The 15220-nt window shown below is 47.5% G+C and carries 21 protein-coding genes and 1 pseudogene; 9 read left to right on the top strand and 13 right to left on the bottom strand.

The genetic code is table 11. The features are described 5' to 3' along the window. The first annotated feature begins 55 nt into the window (after window positions 1-55). The 4 genes and pseudogenes from AB1I49_RS10930 to tnpC all read left to right on the top strand — a co-directional run bounded on the left by AB1I49_RS10930 (window position 56) and on the right by tnpC (window position 3274). Window positions 56-612: pseudogene (locus AB1I49_RS10930) on the top strand (type III toxin-antitoxin system ToxN/AbiQ family toxin). A 276-nt stretch (window positions 613-888) separates the two neighbouring features. Beyond that, entirely contained in the window at window positions 889-1236 is a 348-nt protein-coding gene (gene tnpA, locus AB1I49_RS10925; RefSeq protein ID WP_407720985.1) for an IS66 family insertion sequence element accessory protein TnpA, read from the top strand. After that, window positions 1233-1586: an IS66 family insertion sequence element accessory protein TnpB gene (gene tnpB / locus AB1I49_RS10920; RefSeq protein WP_407720984.1), complete on the top strand. Its 354-nt coding sequence runs from the start codon at window positions 1233-1235 to the stop codon at window positions 1584-1586. Before tnpA ends, tnpB begins: the two co-directional genes overlap by 4 nt. Before the next feature lie 86 nt (window positions 1587-1672). Next, window positions 1673-3274: an IS66 family transposase gene (gene tnpC, locus AB1I49_RS10915; RefSeq protein ID WP_407720983.1), complete on the top strand. Its 1602-nt coding sequence runs from the start codon at window positions 1673-1675 to the stop codon at window positions 3272-3274. Between the two features lie 121 nt (window positions 3275-3395). On the opposite strand, the gene AB1I49_RS10910 is transcribed toward tnpC, so the two are convergent. Continuing rightward, entirely contained in the window at window positions 3396-3665 is a 270-nt protein-coding gene (locus tag AB1I49_RS10910; protein ID WP_407720982.1) for a DUF6809 family protein, read from the bottom strand. Between the two features lie 72 nt (window positions 3666-3737). Further along, a complete protein-coding gene (locus AB1I49_RS10905) occupies window positions 3738-4091 on the bottom strand; it encodes a hypothetical protein (protein ID WP_316611071.1) in 354 nt (117 codons plus the stop codon). 75 nt (window positions 4092-4166) lie between these two features. Between AB1I49_RS10905 and AB1I49_RS10900 the strand changes: the two genes are divergently transcribed. Then, window positions 4167-4496 carry a hypothetical protein gene (locus tag AB1I49_RS10900; protein ID WP_316611072.1) on the top strand — a complete coding sequence of 110 codons (330 nt, stop codon included), beginning with the start codon at window positions 4167-4169 and terminating at the stop codon, window positions 4494-4496. A gap of 104 nt (window positions 4497-4600) precedes the next feature. Here AB1I49_RS10900 and AB1I49_RS10895 read toward each other — a convergent pair whose 3' ends face one another. Both AB1I49_RS10895 and AB1I49_RS10890 read right to left on the bottom strand, forming a co-directional pair. After that, the gene (locus tag AB1I49_RS10895; RefSeq protein ID WP_407720981.1) at window positions 4601-5053 is read right to left on the bottom strand and encodes a DUF3021 domain-containing protein; all 453 of its coding nucleotides are present in this window, start codon (window positions 5051-5053) and stop codon (window positions 4601-4603) included. 10 nt (window positions 5054-5063) lie between these two features. After that, entirely contained in the window at window positions 5064-5504 is a 441-nt protein-coding gene (locus AB1I49_RS10890; protein WP_407720980.1) for a LytTR family DNA-binding domain-containing protein, read from the bottom strand. Window positions 5505-5742: 238 nt separating this feature from the next. On the opposite strand from AB1I49_RS10890, the gene AB1I49_RS10885 reads away from it, so the two are divergent. Then, on the top strand, window positions 5743-7035 hold the full coding sequence (locus tag AB1I49_RS10885) for a hypothetical protein (protein ID WP_407720979.1): 1293 nt from the start codon (window positions 5743-5745) through the stop codon (window positions 7033-7035). 36 nt (window positions 7036-7071) lie between these two features. Continuing rightward, window positions 7072-8295, top strand: a complete 1224-nt coding sequence (locus tag AB1I49_RS10880) for a PhlB family protein (protein ID WP_407720978.1) — start codon at window positions 7072-7074, stop codon at window positions 8293-8295. A 275-nt stretch (window positions 8296-8570) separates the two neighbouring features. Here the strand turns inward: AB1I49_RS10880 and AB1I49_RS10875 are convergent, their stop codons facing one another. Both AB1I49_RS10875 and yaaA read right to left on the bottom strand, forming a co-directional pair. Then, on the bottom strand, window positions 8571-8744 hold the full coding sequence (locus AB1I49_RS10875) for an HIT family protein (protein WP_316612538.1): 174 nt from the start codon (window positions 8742-8744) through the stop codon (window positions 8571-8573). After that, entirely contained in the window at window positions 8714-8944 is a 231-nt protein-coding gene (gene yaaA, locus AB1I49_RS10870; protein ID WP_316612536.1) for a peroxide stress protein YaaA, read from the bottom strand. The genes AB1I49_RS10875 and yaaA overlap by 31 nt, the downstream gene beginning before the upstream one ends. A gap of 129 nt (window positions 8945-9073) precedes the next feature. Here yaaA and AB1I49_RS10865 point away from each other — a divergent pair, with 129 nt between their 5' ends. Continuing rightward, window positions 9074-9685, top strand: coding sequence for a GNAT family N-acetyltransferase (locus AB1I49_RS10865; RefSeq protein ID WP_407720977.1), 612 nt, complete (start codon window positions 9074-9076; stop codon window positions 9683-9685). Between the two features lie 129 nt (window positions 9686-9814). On the opposite strand, the gene AB1I49_RS10860 is transcribed toward AB1I49_RS10865, so the two are convergent. The 3 genes from AB1I49_RS10860 to AB1I49_RS10850 form a co-directional block, all read right to left on the bottom strand. Further along, on the bottom strand, window positions 9815-10507 hold the full coding sequence (locus AB1I49_RS10860; RefSeq protein WP_407720976.1) for a hypothetical protein: 693 nt from the start codon (window positions 10505-10507) through the stop codon (window positions 9815-9817). A 102-nt stretch (window positions 10508-10609) separates the two neighbouring features. After that, window positions 10610-11593: an AAA family ATPase gene (locus tag AB1I49_RS10855; protein ID WP_407720975.1), complete on the bottom strand. Its 984-nt coding sequence runs from the start codon at window positions 11591-11593 to the stop codon at window positions 10610-10612. Between the two features lie 142 nt (window positions 11594-11735). Further along, window positions 11736-12242, bottom strand: a complete 507-nt coding sequence (locus AB1I49_RS10850; RefSeq protein WP_186833344.1) for an HdeD family acid-resistance protein — start codon at window positions 12240-12242, stop codon at window positions 11736-11738. Window positions 12243-12549: 307 nt separating this feature from the next. Here AB1I49_RS10850 and AB1I49_RS10845 point away from each other — a divergent pair, with 307 nt between their 5' ends. Then, a complete protein-coding gene (locus AB1I49_RS10845; RefSeq protein ID WP_186833345.1) occupies window positions 12550-13473 on the top strand; it encodes a YitT family protein in 924 nt (307 codons plus the stop codon). Between the two features lie 56 nt (window positions 13474-13529). Here the strand turns inward: AB1I49_RS10845 and AB1I49_RS10840 are convergent, their stop codons facing one another. Genes AB1I49_RS10840 through AB1I49_RS10825 form a run of 4 tightly spaced genes read right to left on the bottom strand, consistent with a single transcriptional unit; the run spans window position 13530 to window position 15130 of the window. After that, complete coding sequence (locus AB1I49_RS10840) at window positions 13530-14246, bottom strand: gamma-glutamyl-gamma-aminobutyrate hydrolase family protein (RefSeq protein ID WP_407720974.1); 717 nt, start codon at window positions 14244-14246, stop codon at window positions 13530-13532. Between the two features lie 17 nt (window positions 14247-14263). Then, entirely contained in the window at window positions 14264-14455 is a 192-nt protein-coding gene (locus AB1I49_RS10835; RefSeq protein ID WP_407720973.1) for a hypothetical protein, read from the bottom strand. Next, on the bottom strand, window positions 14409-14687 hold the full coding sequence (locus tag AB1I49_RS10830; protein WP_407720972.1) for a hypothetical protein: 279 nt from the start codon (window positions 14685-14687) through the stop codon (window positions 14409-14411). The genes AB1I49_RS10835 and AB1I49_RS10830 overlap by 47 nt, the downstream gene beginning before the upstream one ends. A gap of 26 nt (window positions 14688-14713) precedes the next feature. Beyond that, window positions 14714-15130, bottom strand: coding sequence for a hypothetical protein (locus AB1I49_RS10825; RefSeq protein ID WP_186833347.1), 417 nt, complete (start codon window positions 15128-15130; stop codon window positions 14714-14716). Between the last annotated feature and the right edge of the window lie 90 nt (window positions 15131-15220).

Below are 15220 nucleotides of genomic sequence, written 5' to 3'. Positions count from 1 at the left end.
GGCTGGCTCTTTTTCACTTTTGAGCCAGCCCCTTATACATATTGGGGTGAGTGTTATGAATCAGCCAAGACTGAGATTGTATACTATTGATATGAAGTATGTCAGAAATTTGGAAAAGGTGGATGACAATGTAATGTCCGTTTCACCGCAAAGCGGAAAAGCAATCCGCCCGTTTGTTGGAATTATTGTTTTGGTGAACGGGAAGAAATACTGCATTCCGCTTTCGTCGCCAAAAAGAAGTTCGATAACAAAAAGAACGGTGTAGATTTTATGCGCATTACCGATTCGGCAACAAAAAGTATTAACGGGACGGCTAAGGTAATCGGAGCATTAAATATTAATAATATGTTGCCTGTCGAGGATTGTTTGTTGACACCGTTAAATTTGAAAATTAATCCAAATGACAGTGAAAAAACGATTTCTTATAAAGATTTAATGAAAAACCAGCTTTCATACTGTCAGCAGAATCAGGATATAATTGTGAAAAGAGCGAACCGTTTGTATGATATCGTAGTACGCTATCCCGAGAGCAACAGAAATCTTGTGAAGCGCTGCTGTGATTTCAAAAAGCTGGAAGGTGTTTTGGAGAAATATATCGCCAAACTCAACTAAGCAGTTCTGTTTTTTTATTTTGTTCACATCTATACGAAACTTCAAGAAAAAATCTCTATTACGCGTATTCTTGACATAGCGCCTGCGATATCTCCGTAGGCGCTTTCTTTGTTTTATGCAGCTCAAATTTTGACTTCAATAAGAAAAAACGTAACCGCTCAACAATCACCCCTCTATCAAAACTGAAAAATTCGTGAGATAATAGATGGGAAAAACAGTCCCAAAAAGTGCAATGGACAGAATTGCACTTTTTGAGAAAAGAAAGCGAGTGGTTACATGAACGGGATTATGGAAATAAGGCGGCAGGTCAGGTTAAGCCAATGGAGCGCGATGGTGCGTGAACGCGAGGAGAGTGGTCTAAGCGTCCAAGCATATTGTAGGCAGGTCGGTATTGCCGCCAAGACGTATTACTACCGGTTGCGCAGGCTTAGAGAAGCTGCGGTTGAACAAGTGCGATCCGAAGCAACTCAGCCTGAGCTTGTACAATTCACGCCACCGGCAGAATACGCTGTCGGACAAGCGCAAAGCATTGTCATCAAGACTGCTGACACAACCATTGAAATTCCGGTGAACGCGCAGCCGGATGTCGTGGCCGCCGCAGTATCTTTTTTGAGGCAGCCATGATTGACTTATCGAATATCAAAAACTACTACATCGCGTGCGGTTACACTGACCTGCGCCGCGGAATCGACGGGTTAGCGCAAATCGTCATGCTGCAATACGGCTGTGAAATTGATGAAAACAGCCTGTTCCTTTTCTGCGGAAGAAGAACGGATCGGATCAAAGCGCTGTGGTTTTCGGGAGATGGATTTGTCCTTTTGTACAAGCGCTTGAATAACGGAAGCTTTCAGTGGCCGCGTTCAAAAGATGAGTTGAAATTGCTGACGCCGCAGAGCTTTCGGTGGCTGATGGAGGGCTTGGCGACAGAACAGAAAAAGGTCATAAAAAAGAGCCGCCAAAAGGATATGCTTTAGCAAAGAAATGGCTTAAGCACTGGACTTTTCAATGGTTTTGTGGTATAATAAATACAGTAAAAACCACGGAAAAGGCGGTGCTTAAATTGTCCGAAAAATCGAAGAAATCATCCAAAAGCATCGCTGAATTAGAGCATGAAAACAGTATACTCAGAACAGAAATAGACGACCTCAAATTGAGGTTGGAGCACATGAACGAGATTCTTGTGAACATGCAGAGAGCGCGTTTCGGTCAGTCAAGTGAGAAGCAGAAATACGTTTCTCCCGGCCAGCTCAGCGTATTCAATGAAGCGGAAGCCGAGCAAGACCCGAAGGCTCCCGAGCCCGATGAAAAAACGATTATCGTGCCGGAGCACAAGCGCAAACCAAAGAGACCGCTTGCGGACAGAATGGCGGAGCTTCCTTCGGAGGACGTCATTCTCGAGCTGCCCGAGGATGAAAGGTATTGTCCGAGCTGCGGCAATTCTCTGCGTATAATGGGCAAGAAATTCCTGCGCAAGGAGCTCGTTGTCATCAGGAAACAGATCAAGGTCGTCAATTACTACACCTACACATACACCTGCGACAATTGTGAGAAAAACAAGGGCGTAACGCGGATCTACACGGTTCAGCCGCCCGAACCGCTCATCAAGCACAGCTATGCGTCGCCGTCGCTGGTCGCGGACGTGATGACGCAAAAGTATTTGGACGGCGTACCTTTAGCGCGGCAGGAGAAGATCTGGCTGCGCGACGGCTTTGACCTTTCAAGAGCAACAATGGCAAACTGGATGATAAAGGTTGCCGAGAAATGGCTTAAGCCGCTCTACAAGCTGATGAAAAAACAGCTCCTCGCGGGCAGCGTCGTCTACGCAGATGAAACCGTGGTACAGGTTCTCAAGGAAGATGGCAAAACGCCGCAGTCGGATTCGAGGATGTGGGTATACGGCTCAGATATTCGCTCCGGAAGGGCGATACGCATCTTTGAGTATCAGCCGGACAGAACCGGAGAACGCCCCAAGCGGTTTTTGAGCAGCTTTAAAGGGTATCTCGTGACCGACGGCTACACCGCGTACAACGCTGTTGAAAATGTCACTCGCTGCGGCTGTTGGGCGCATATGCGCAGGGCATGGCGAGACGCGATGCCAAAGGGCGCGACGACGCAGAACTCCAAAGCGGCGATTGGTTACGATTATTGCAACAAGCTGTTTGCTCTGGAGAAAAAATGGAAAACTCAAACAAACGCCGAGAGGTTGAAAAGCAGACAGTATAAATCTGAGAAGATTGTCGATGAATACTACCTCTGGGTGCGATCGCTCGACCCTGTTATCGGCAGCAAGCTGGAGGACGCGGTAAATTATGCCTTGAACCAAGAGCAGTATCTGCGAACGTTTTTGAAAAACGGCGAGGTTGAAATATCCAACAACTTTGCCGAGAACGCAATCCGACCGTTTGTTATCGGGCGAAAAAACTGGCTGTTCTCCGACACCGTCAAAGGTGCCAAATCTAGTGCGATCATTTACAGTCTGATCGAAACAGCAAAGGCAAACGGTATAGAACCGTACACCTATCTTAACCTCATCCTGACAGATATGCAGTACATGGGCAGACCGTTTTCAAATGAAGAACTGGAAAGCTTCATGCCCTGGAGCGAGGAAATCAAAGAATCCATTGCAACGAGAACCAAACCGGCACCATTAACAGAAGAATAAGGTTTTTGCATAATCAAGCCCTCAGTGTTTTGCCGAGGGCTTGCGTTTTGGGTGATGGGGTGGTTGTTGAGCGGTTACGAAAAAACGGCAGCCCTGCTTTTGACAGGGCTGCCGTGCAGCGTTAATCACCTTTTTCCAGCGACTCTGCCATGAGCTGCATTGCCAGGCGAAAGCCGTTGACAAAACACTCGCATTCATTCAGACCGCTCAGTTCTGCCCACGCGTCCTTGAGCTTGCCGAAGAGCTCTGTTTCGCTCTCGTTGAGCGTTTTCCGGAGCTCCGCGTCATGCTTGAGCACCAGCTTTGCGAGACGGTCAATCTCGCTGTCCTTTTTGATTTCGCGTTCATACGGATGGATATTTCCGTAGTACAGCTCTTTGATTGTGTCCATTGCGGCACCTCCTTTAGCACAACACAATACCACAGAAAATGGAAAAGTCCAGAGATTTAAAACCGCGCAAGATTATTCCTGCGCGGCTTGTTCTTCTTTTAACCGTTTTTTCTCCGCCGTGATTTCCGCTCGCACCTTGGAAATCATCTCGTTGAGCAGGCGCTCGCATTCCTCTCTCGTCTTGGCGTAGACGGTGTGAACCTCGCGCTTGCCGTAGGCATTGGTAGGCGAGTATCTGCCCTCAAAGAGGTGGTCGTTCAGCTCATAGATACCGCCGGTGCCTGACTTGCGGATTTTGCCCTTGTACGGCTCAAAGGGCTGTGTTTCTTGTGCAGGCTCATGCTTTTGAACGTCATATTCACCCTGTTCAAACGGTTCGTTCTTGGCAAACCGCCGCTCGATTTTGTTCGCCGCGTTGATCTGCATCTCATCAGTATTGAAAAAGACCTCAGTGCGGAGACCGAACCTGAGATTGTTGTCAAAAACACACGGAACGCCCGTATGACCGTTTCTCCGTTCAGCATCTACCTGTCCGGAGAGTGCGACGCCGATAATCCCGAATCTCCAAATGAGAACGGATTGGATAAGTGCTTCCTGCTCCCGGAATGGGACGACACCAGCAAGGTCACCCTTACCGACGGCACGGTGTATTATCTGTACACCAACGAGGGCGGCGAGCATAGAGAGGGCGAAAACGGCGTGTATCATACCACGGTTCACCTCAAATATTCAACCGTGATCGGACCGCCTTTAGAACCCGAAAACATCTTTGTCAATATCAAGGATATCGAATCGGTCACCATCAACGGCGATACGATTTACCGTAATTAGTTAAATAAGGAATTATTGAGACGATTTGCCATTTTATAAATATTAGTTTAGAAATAACAACGCCGCCAAGCAGGAAAATATCCTACTTGGCGGCAGCTATTTATTTAGTCTGCTTTTACTTTCTCGTTAAACTCCTGAATCCTTTTCTTCATAGCAAAGTACTGGCTGAACCAGATGAAGAAATAAATGAAGAAGAAAATTGCAATGTAGCCAGCGATACCCCAAAAGCTATGCGGCATCCAGTACATACAGTAAGCGATCGGCAGCATTGATACGGAGATAACAATGCAGTGAATAACTGTCTGCTTCAGAAGGCTCCAGTTTTCAATTTCCCAGATAACCGATGTTCCTCCGAACGCGGCTCCGTAAATTAAAGAGCATATCGTCTGAATTACGACGGCGTTCAGCTCATTTCCGCAAAGAGCAGTCAACTGCGGCACTACAGGATAATACTCTCCCTTGTTGATTATTACCGAAATGATAAGTGTGATGATAAAGCTGATGCTTAAACCGATAGGCGCACCGATCAGGCTGCGCAGAATAACTTTCTTTTTCATAATTTACCTCCTATAAACCTAAAACCTGTTTGATTTTTGACACATAGCGTCTTGAAACATATGTTGCCGTACCGTCGGACAGCGTAACGCAAATTGTACCCGATAAGCTCAAATCGAAGTTGCGTACCTTTTTCAGATTGATGATCTCCGAGTTGGAAATACGCACAAAGCTGTGCTTAGTCAGCTGTTCCTCAAGCTCGTATAATCTCTGCCTGAGGATATATTCTTTCTTGCTGACCGAAGCAAAGGTCTTGCCGCCCGCCGCGTAAATACGGATAATGTCCTCGGGTGATAAGATTTCCGCCAAATCATTGTAAAAGCCCGTGATAACCTCTGGCGTTTTAGATGAAAGCGTATTGAGTATGTCGTTGATTTCATCATTTACCTTATCGGTAATAATAATCACTTTCGGCTCAATACAGCTGTCGTCGATTTTGATTTCTACCTGCATTGTTTTTCCTCCTTTGTTGACAACAGTATAGCACGCTTGGAGAATCAAATCCACCGTTTTACGATAAGTGGTCGGTTTTGGGAGATAAGTGGTTATTATACAAAATAATATAGCCGTCCGACGGATAATCCTGCTTGGCGGCTTTACTTGTCCCCAGAAACGCTTTGAATATAGACAAAAGTCCGTATCTATGGTATATTTTATACATTGAATAATAAGGCGGTAAGAGAGCATGACTATGAATTCAAATTCAAACAATATAAACTACAACTACGACGAGCAGGCAAAGATCATGCTCGACAGGTTTATCACTCAGCTGGATTCGCAGAGCGGTAAAGCCGATCCTGACGACGCGTCGGCAGATTTGAAGTATACGCGGTCTCTGCAAAGAGAAAGGCTCAACAAAAAGGGCGCTTCCATCTCTCTGGATTACACACATAATCTCGACAAGATGTTCAAGGGGATCGCGTGGAAGATGGACGTCGATACGCGTTACGTGACGAGGATCCCCTTTCACAATGTTGACGCGAGGGTCGGATACTCCGTTCACGGCAAGCTGAAAAAGGAGATCCATGAAAAGGAGAATATCTACGCGTTTGCGTTATGGCTCAAGGGTCAGAAGAACTCCGAGATCGACGCAGACGCTAATTATGTGTGCCCTCACTGCGGCGCTCCGACGGTCGTCAGAAAGCTCGCCGAAGGCTGCGAGTTCTGCGGAACGCGGTTCCTGCTGAACGATCTTTATCCGAAGATCACCAATTATTATACGGTTGCGACCTTCAGCTACGCCCGTCATGTACTGCCCTATGTGATTCTCGGCGGAATTCTCGGTCCGTCGATCACGTATCTCACGAATATGGATTTGTTTGCACAGGCGTTCCAAAGCGCAGACGTCCTCGGCATCATTCAATGCATATTCTATCTCGCTGCTGCCGCGGCGGTCGGTCTGGCAGGCGGATATATTCTTCTTGCCGTAGCGACAGTAGGCTATGTGCTCTTGAAATCGCTGATAAGTCTGCCGCTGATTCTCCGGTATCGTCGCGTCAGAAAGCATCTCCCGGGCTTTATGCGGAGTTTCGAACCGAACTTTTCCATCGATCACCTGTTAGGGAAGATCCTTTATTTGACAAGTATGATGGTATACTCGGATAATTACGACGAGCTCTCAGTCTATGACGGTGAACCCATGAAAAATTCCTTTGATGATATTATCGACCTTCGCTATGGAAGTCTTTTCGATGTGAAGAAATACTATGTCGAAAACGGCTTGGTATACCTGGATGTTGTGGTGCATATGGACGATATCCATTGCAAAGGCAGCAGGATCTTCAGAAAAAAGGATAAATTCAATCTCCTGCTCTGCAAAAGCACGAGCGCCGAGAGCGATTACGGTTTTACGATCCACGCGGTATCCTGCCGCAGCTGCGGCGCAAGCTTCGACGCTTCACGAATCAGGCGCTGCCCGCATTGTTCAAGCCCGTATGAGCATTATAAGCACGATTGGGTGGTAAGAAGATTTGAGAAGGTTTAACAGTCAAATCACTTCTCATATGTTGGAGGATTCATTATGTATCTTAAAAACGGTCTTATTTCATTTTTAAAAGTGAAGAATGTCATTTTACTGATTCTCGGCATATTTTTTACGGCGGCTTCTGCCTCTAATATGATTGAGCTGATCGTATATTACTTCGGTGACTGGTTCACGATTATTCGCGCAAACAGCACTCTCGGTTCGGTATTTCTCTTTATCATCGGCGTGTTGATGATCGTATGCTCAAGAATCTCACGAAGGCTTATCAACGACGCATGCTTTTTCTCAAGCTATTTTGAGGGTGATTTGAACGGATACGTCGATTTTGCGGAGCTTGCCGAGGTGACAGGCAGAATTACGCCGCAAATCAAAAGCCGTATTGCGCTGCTTCACCTATTATATATGAAAAATTTCAGAGTCATCAAAACCGTAAACTATCGGTATCCCGAAATCATCGAGCTTTACAGCAAAACCGTCACCTGCTCCTGCCGCAGCTGCGGCGGATGGATGGAAAAGCGCGTGTATTTCACGGGAATGTGTCCGTACTGCGGCAGCTCCGATCTGACTGCGCAGGTCGTATCGGGACAGCGGGTTTACTTTATCAACGATAACGCTAACAGAAAGCCAAATAATCCCGACTATTATAAAGCTCCTTCGTTAAACGCAAAGCGAATTGCGTATGCTGTCGGATTTGGTATCGCTCTGTTTTTCGTTTTCATCTTTTTCATCGTGTTTATGACCTTTGTTTCCAATTATAATAACGAGGAATATCTGAGGGAAACCTTGCTTTCGGGACGTAGTTACTCTTCGTTTGAGCTGATTAGGGCAAGCATGATGAATGTGATCATCTTTTCCGCGTTTGGGCTTGTATCCGTCGGCTCGGCGCTTGTGTTCACATTTGTGCGGATGCTATCCATAGAAAACGCGCAGCGTTACGCGCGCCGTTTCGCTCAGATTCCAACGCCCTTTATTTCAATATCGGAACTGGCGCAGATAAGCAGAGCAAATTCGCCGCTGGGACAGTCAAGCGGTATTACTCCCGAATGGGTCTATAAAAAAATCGTAAAATCAATCAAAGAGGGGTATCTGCGCGGCTGCTCCCCGGAAAAGCACGGCGGAATGCTGCGAATCTCGCTTGCAAAGCAAATCGTCAAAGACCGCTGCCCGGGTTGCGGAGCGCCGATCGTAGGAGCGGTCACCGAAAACTACAGCTGCCGCTATTGCGGAAGAATCATCACCGGAGTTATCCGCAAACAATAATGATTCGATTATAACGCAATCCCAAACATAAAACAGAACGTCTGTTTTTAACACATTTTCCGCGTCGGAACCTGCCGCAATTCTGCCGATGAAGTTGACATAGCAGAGCGTTTTGTCAGAGAGCACCGCGATCAGATCCGAGGGATGCTTTGTGGTCGGCTTCATGCCGCCGAACAGGAATCCTTCCTTCTCTGCCTGTGCGAAAAACGTTTTGCAGATTTTATCACTAACAGGATTTGTCAACCGTTCATTTTCAGTTTTTCAAAATGGTACGATTAGCTCTTTTTGGCGCCCTTGAAAACAGGCCATCCGTCGATGCTGTCATTGCGCTTGCGCGTAATGATGTGGATATGGAAATGCGGTACCGACTGACCTGCGCTTTCATCGCTCGCGTTGAGCAGGTTCACGCCATCGTAGGCTAAAATCGCGGGCGTGAGCCTTTTGCGCAAGTCCGTCTCCGCGAAGCGAACGCTTTTTCCTGCGCGATTTTTTCGCTGCACGCCCACAGCTTTTTCTGCTCGTCATAGGAGAGGCTGTTGACGTAGTTTTTCAGCCGTTCGGCTTTGTCAAGAAAGACGGGAAGCTCCGCATAGGGTAAGGTGTTGGTGTCTTCCTTCATCTGCTTCGCGGGTGCGATAATAATTCTCATAGTTGCCCTCCTTTTTTTCTTTCAGTATGGCATTTCTGCGCGGCAGATTCAATTGGAATTGAAAAAATAAAACGGGAGTGTTATAATCAACTAAAAGACAATATTTGGATTCTGAAAGCGGAAAATACGATGAACAGACAAGTTGAATTGCTGAAAGCAAACTTTGAAGATTTGCAGACGATTTGGAAAATGCAGGTCGAGGCATTCTCGGAGCTGTATGAAAAATATCACGATACCGAAACCAGCCCCGCAACAGAGAAAATCGATAAAATTATTTGGCGGTTCAATCAGCCGGAAACGACCTATTATTTTATTACGGCGGATGGCGAAAAGGACGGTGTAATCCGCGTGATTGACTGTAAAGACGGCGTGACGCGCGGCTACATTCAATACTGCATTGATTGCTATGAAAACGCTGACTGCTACAACTGGGTGATCGAATACAAGGAAAACGGACAGCCTATAGGCAGTATCAGCGTTGTAAGACTTGAGGAGGAAATTGACTGCGCGGAAATCGGCTATTGCCTGAGCGAGAAATACTGGGGCAAGGGAATCATGCCCGAGGCGTTTGGAAGCGTGATCGGGTTTTTGTTCCGTGAGGTCGGCGTAAACCGCATTCAGGCGACCCACGACACCAACAACCCGAAATCCGGCAGGGTGATGGAAAAGTGTGGCTTGCAATACGAAGGCACTTTGCGTCAGGCGGGCAAAAACAATCAGGGCATGCCTGATGGATCCTGAAGAGCTTGAACTGGTGAAAACGGAATATGAAGATTTAAGGATTAGATATCATAAACAAACACGCAGACTCAAGGTGAGCCTGCGTGTTGTTTTTACATCAATACTGCGACCTTCTGCGAGTACATCGCTTCAAGAAACTCGGGGAAGATATATCTCCAATAGTATACGCGGTGATCGCCCTTTCCTGTCGGGGATCTCAACCGAAAACATGGCGTTGTCGCGCACGTTCCATACCACGCCCTTCGAAACGCCCAGCCCGATCATATAGCAGGCGCATTCCAGAAAATCCTCATGGCTCAGCCGTGAGGTAAAGCGCAAAGCGTAGACTGTGTTGCCGCGCACAAGATCCGCGTGACCGATGGCGGAAAACGCCCTTGAGCGGTTTTTGTCCGCTGCAAAATCTATCTGACAGTATTGCTGAACCTGCTCGTCGGCAACAAACATCGTGCTCAGACGGGCGCAGATCCGCCTTGTGGTGACGCTGTTGACAAAGGGCGTTTTCACCTGCGTATAATACCGTTCCTGATTGGTGTCGAGAAAGGTGGAAAAGAGAATCTTTTTGTCAAGCGGCGCATTTTTAAGCTCCCGGTTATACAGGTATTTTTTGTTTTTGTTTATCCGGATTTTCAGCTCGATATCCTTTTCGATATCGTATCCGCTGAAAAATACCGCCTTCTGATACAGACCGATACATGGCGCCAGATCGATCAGCCCGTCTGAGGTGTTGGTGTGAATGACGGTGAGGTTATGCTGCGTTATCGGTGCAACAGTCAGCCGTTCATAGCATTCCTCGTTATCCTCGCGGTATTTGAAGCGGAACATATCCCCGATGTCCATATCGCTGAGCAGGGTGTTATCGCTGCTGTTGTGTGAAAGCGTGTCCTCGGACAGCAGCGCTTCGTCGGAATGCGCGAAGATGATATGCTATTTTCCGCGGCTCGCGGCAACGCAAAAGATATTGCGCAGTATTTCGTATGATTGCTGAGGCTGACGCAGCCGCACCTGCCAATAGCTCTCCGTAAAATCAAACACGACGCAGATTTTCCGCTCCAGACCCTTGTTGCTGTCAAAGGTGGTGAAAATCGCCGTTTCGGGGCCGGGCTTTGTGTTGTCGCCCTCGGATATGCTGGCGTAGACAGTGTTTTTGTTGTATCGGTCGGGATATTTTGATTCCAGCTCGTTAAGCGTATCGGACAGCGAGCCGTTTCGCGAGCCGAGACAGAGAATGTCGCGGGGATCCTGTTCTGACAGGAATTCCTCTGCCTGCGAGAGGTTCATTTCCTCTACGATACAGCTTTGATTCACGCCGACGATAGGCTTCTTCCATACCCTTCCGAGCATGGCGGCGTGGTCGCGGGACAGACGGAAGCACTGAGTAAACGTCAGCCGTTCGTAATCGCCGAGAAAGCGATGAATGAAATCCGCCGCGTTGAGCGTGGTTTTGTCGTAAATTTTCTGCTGCATATCTCCGACGGCGATGATCTGTATCTGAGGACGAGCGGCTTTGATGATTTCAAGCATATCCGCAAACTCCTGCTCGATGTCCTGGTACTCGTCGATAATCAGCACGTCATACGGCGGAAACGGCGGTTTTGCCTCGATAAAGGCTTGGATCAGATCTGAAATGCCGGGGTTTATTCCGATACGCTTCAGGGTGCCGTAGGCAAACCCGTGATAATTGGTGACGGTGGTGTTCGCGCTGGCGATTCTGGAGCGCGCGTCGATTTTCAGCAGGCGGTTATATGTGAGATACAGTATGCGCTTACTCTTTGGCAGCTCGTCGCATAAACGCTGGATTGCGGTAGTTTTTCCGCTGCCTATGCAGGCGTCGACAAGGACGTTTTTGCCCGTCTGCGCGATGCTGATAAAGTTCTGTTGTTCAGCGGATAGCGGAAAGGAATGAGTCATTTTGCTTTACCTTCTTTGGGGCGTGTTATCTGTTTTGATTGTAGCACAAAAATGCAGTTGAAGCAATGCTGTTGTCCGTGTGAACGCAAAAAGGCAGCCCCGCAAAAGCAGGACTGCCGAAAATGCTCAAATACCGCTGATGTTATTTGCTGCCGGCGGGGCTGAATAGCATGGCAAAGCCGGTCTCGATAAAGTAGAAGCCGATCAGGAATCCGATGGACACGGCGACGAGTGCCGGGTGGAAGAAGGAATAGCAGCCGAGAATCACGCCGAGTATTCCGAAAATAAGCTGCAAAATCCACAGCTTGGAGCCTGTTGCCTTTTTGATCTGAATGGCGGAGATCACAGAAATGATTCCCTGCAGAACAAACCATGCGGCGGTCATATAGATCATAATGCCGTCGGCAAGCAGCATCAGCCTCGGGAAGAAAAGCACCGTGACGCCGAAGATCACGCTCAAAATGCTGAACACAAATCCTGCGCCGAAGTGTTTTTCGGCGATCGCTCTGACGATTCCGATAACGCCGTAAACCGCAACCATGATAACGATAAAGTATCCCGCGTCCATGAAGGTGACAAGCGGAGTGCACATACAGGAAACACCGCAGATCAGCATCAGAATTCCGATGATAACAGATAAGACTCTCATATAATACCTCTTTTTTTCAGATTTGTCCTCTTGTGTAAGCCGGCGCGCATACGGAGAACGTCACGGTGAGGACAGCCGGCGAATATGTTTGCGGTTTTTACATAGATTTATGTCCTTTAAAAACACATACAACATTATCATATAAGCAAATGCATTTTGATACAAGTGTTTTGGGACAAACGGTTGTTTTTAGGGACGAGTGGTTATAAATTGGCAGCTGAATCCTGTGTGATATTCCTTGACAAACTCAGAGAATCTGAGATAATAATAACAAGTAACATTTCCGGATTGCAAGGAGGAACAGCCGATGACGAAAGTATCTAAGCAAAGAAAAATATTTAAAACGGTACTGATTTATTTTACAATAATAGCGATAGCGTGCGGAATGGCTCTGTGCTATCAGATTTTTATTTTTGAAAACAGCTTTGCGCCCGCAGGCATCAACGGCATTGCGACAATGATTCAGTACAAGCTGCATTTCTCCGTCGCCTACATGAGCCTCTTGATAAACATTCCGCTGTGTGTGCTGGCATTTATTTTTCTGGACAAGGGCTTTGCCGCTAGGACGACGGTTTTTGCCCTGACATTTTCTGTCGCGCTTTTGCTGCTTCAATTCAAGGTCATTGACCTGTCATTTCTGAGCTATAAAACTGCCAACGGAACCAGCACGATTCTCGCTCCGATCGCCTCAGGCGTGATCAACGGCATTATCTACGGAGCCGCTATCCGTTTGAACGGCTGTACAGGAGGAACGGATATCGTCGCCGCCTTGATACACAAAAAATGGCCTGAACAGAACCTGATATGGATCATCTTCGCGCTGAATACAGGCGTGGCTATAGCCTCTTATTTCGTCTATGATCTGAAGGTCGAGCCTGTGGTTCTATGTATCATCTATTCATTCCTCACAAGTCAGGTCGGCGACACCATTCTGCGCGGCTCAAGACAGCGAATCAAATTTGAGATCGTGTCAAATGAATCCAAGGCGATTTCCGATGAGATCATCTACACGCTCAAGCACTCCGTTACGGTAGTCCCGGCTAAGGGCATGTTCTCGGGCAAGGAAACTGAAATGCTCATCTGCGTTGTTCAGAAGCACCAGGTTGTCGCGATGGAGAAAATAATAGCCGCTCACCCGGGAGCCTTCGCGTATTCGACGATCATTAACGAGACTCTGGGTAATTATGAAAAAATAAGATACAATGTGTTCGATCATCTGAAAAAGAAATGACCGCGAAAAATTTTGCGGGGCAGATACCTATTTCGTATCTGTCCCGCTTTTATTTTTTATTTATCTTTTTTCGCGCATGATACAAACGCCCTGAAAATCTTCAAGCTGTTCTCGTCTGTCTGATATGACATTTCGGGGTGCCACTGAACTCCCCAGACAAAGCGTTTGCCGGTCATATACGCCGCCTCGAGCACGCCGTCGGTCGCGCGCGCCATGCATTTCAGCTTTGAGGACAGCTCCTTGACGCCCTGATGTTGAAAGCTGTTGACGTGGATTTTCTGCTCCTGAATCACAGATGCCAAGGGTGTATCGGGCTCGATGACCACATCGTGCGTAACGGGGTTTTCGGGCGGGGTATGCAGATGCACAAGCGGTTCTTCAACCTCTGAGGGAATGTCCTGATACAGCGTTCCGCCAAGCGAAACATTCAGGAACTGCAGCCCTCTGCATATTCCGAGCAGAGCCATATCCCGCTCCAGCGCGATTTTGATCGCGACAGCCTCAAGCTTATCGCGCAAGGGACAGGTGTTGATATTGTCAGACTTTGCGCTTTCGCCGTAAAGCTTTGGAGAAACGTCCTGTCCGCCCGTTATCAGGAATCCGTCGCACACCTCAAGCGCGCGGCAGAATACCTCTTCGTCTTCGGTCAGCGGAAGCAGCACGGGTGCACCGCCTGCCTTTATGATGCCGTCAATATAGCCGGAGTGGATCCACACGCTTTTCTTCTGCTCGTCCCATAGCGGCATAACGCCGATAATCGGTTTGTTTTGCATATAATCATCTCCTTTTTTCAGCTGATGATTTTACGGAAACGGAACATCTCGCTGTCATCGTCCTTTTCCGTTCCCGGTGCGTTTTCGGGGTGATGGTGTTTGTTGAAAAACTCGACTATCTGAAAGCCGCAGCGGTTGACGTAAAAGTGAATGTTGCGCTTTTCAAAATACGGCGTAATTGTTTCCCATTCCTTCACCTGAGGATACATAGCCTCGATTTCCTGCAATTTGACCGTCGCACATAATGCGGTAGGCTTCGCCCGTATCGATCGACTTCCCGATCGTATCGCGTGAAATTATCTCTCCGTCCTCTTCAAAATGTGTGTCCCGGCAGCCGAATTCCTCAAGCGCGCCGTATCTGAACGCTTCCTGATTGTCGAGAATAAACTGTTCTCTGTCCTCTGCCTGTAACGGTCGGAGGAGAACCTTCTTTTTGTTCATTGCTGTCCTGTCCTTTCAGTTCTGATTTATCCGTTACGTGACGATATGAAATTTCTGATAAACAGGATACCCGCCAATGCAAGCGCGCATCCGAGTCCCGAATAGAAAAACGCGACAAATTGGTTCGGGAATACTCCCGCGGCGCGCAGACCGATTCCTCCGCCCATCATCACCGCCATAATGATATATGCCTTAAGGTCAAAAAAACGCCAGAACGGCTGGCGTTCTTCGCTGTAGCCCATAATTCTTTTTGTGTGTTTTACGCTCATTTTGTAAAACATCGTTCCGAACAGCAGGAAAATAACGACAGATAAGACATACCAGTACCATTGCTGTTCGATTTCGAAATAGGAGATTATCCCTAATCTCGCGACGTTAAAACCTGCGATGAGCCATACGATGCCCGCTATCAATAACAGCGCTCTCTTTTTTACCTTGAACATCTTTAATACCCTGATAACCGTCTGTTTATTTCTTCGTCCTCAAACATAATGATAACAGATAATCAGCCGTTTGTCCATAACAAAAACACT

Source organism: Ruminococcus sp. NATIVEDY160, assembly GCF_045819885.1.
Taxonomy (GTDB): Bacteria; Bacillota; Clostridia; order Oscillospirales; family Acutalibacteraceae; genus Ruminococcoides.
Note: the sequence above shows the minus strand (reverse complement) of the source record. Positions and strands in the feature narration are given on the sequence as shown.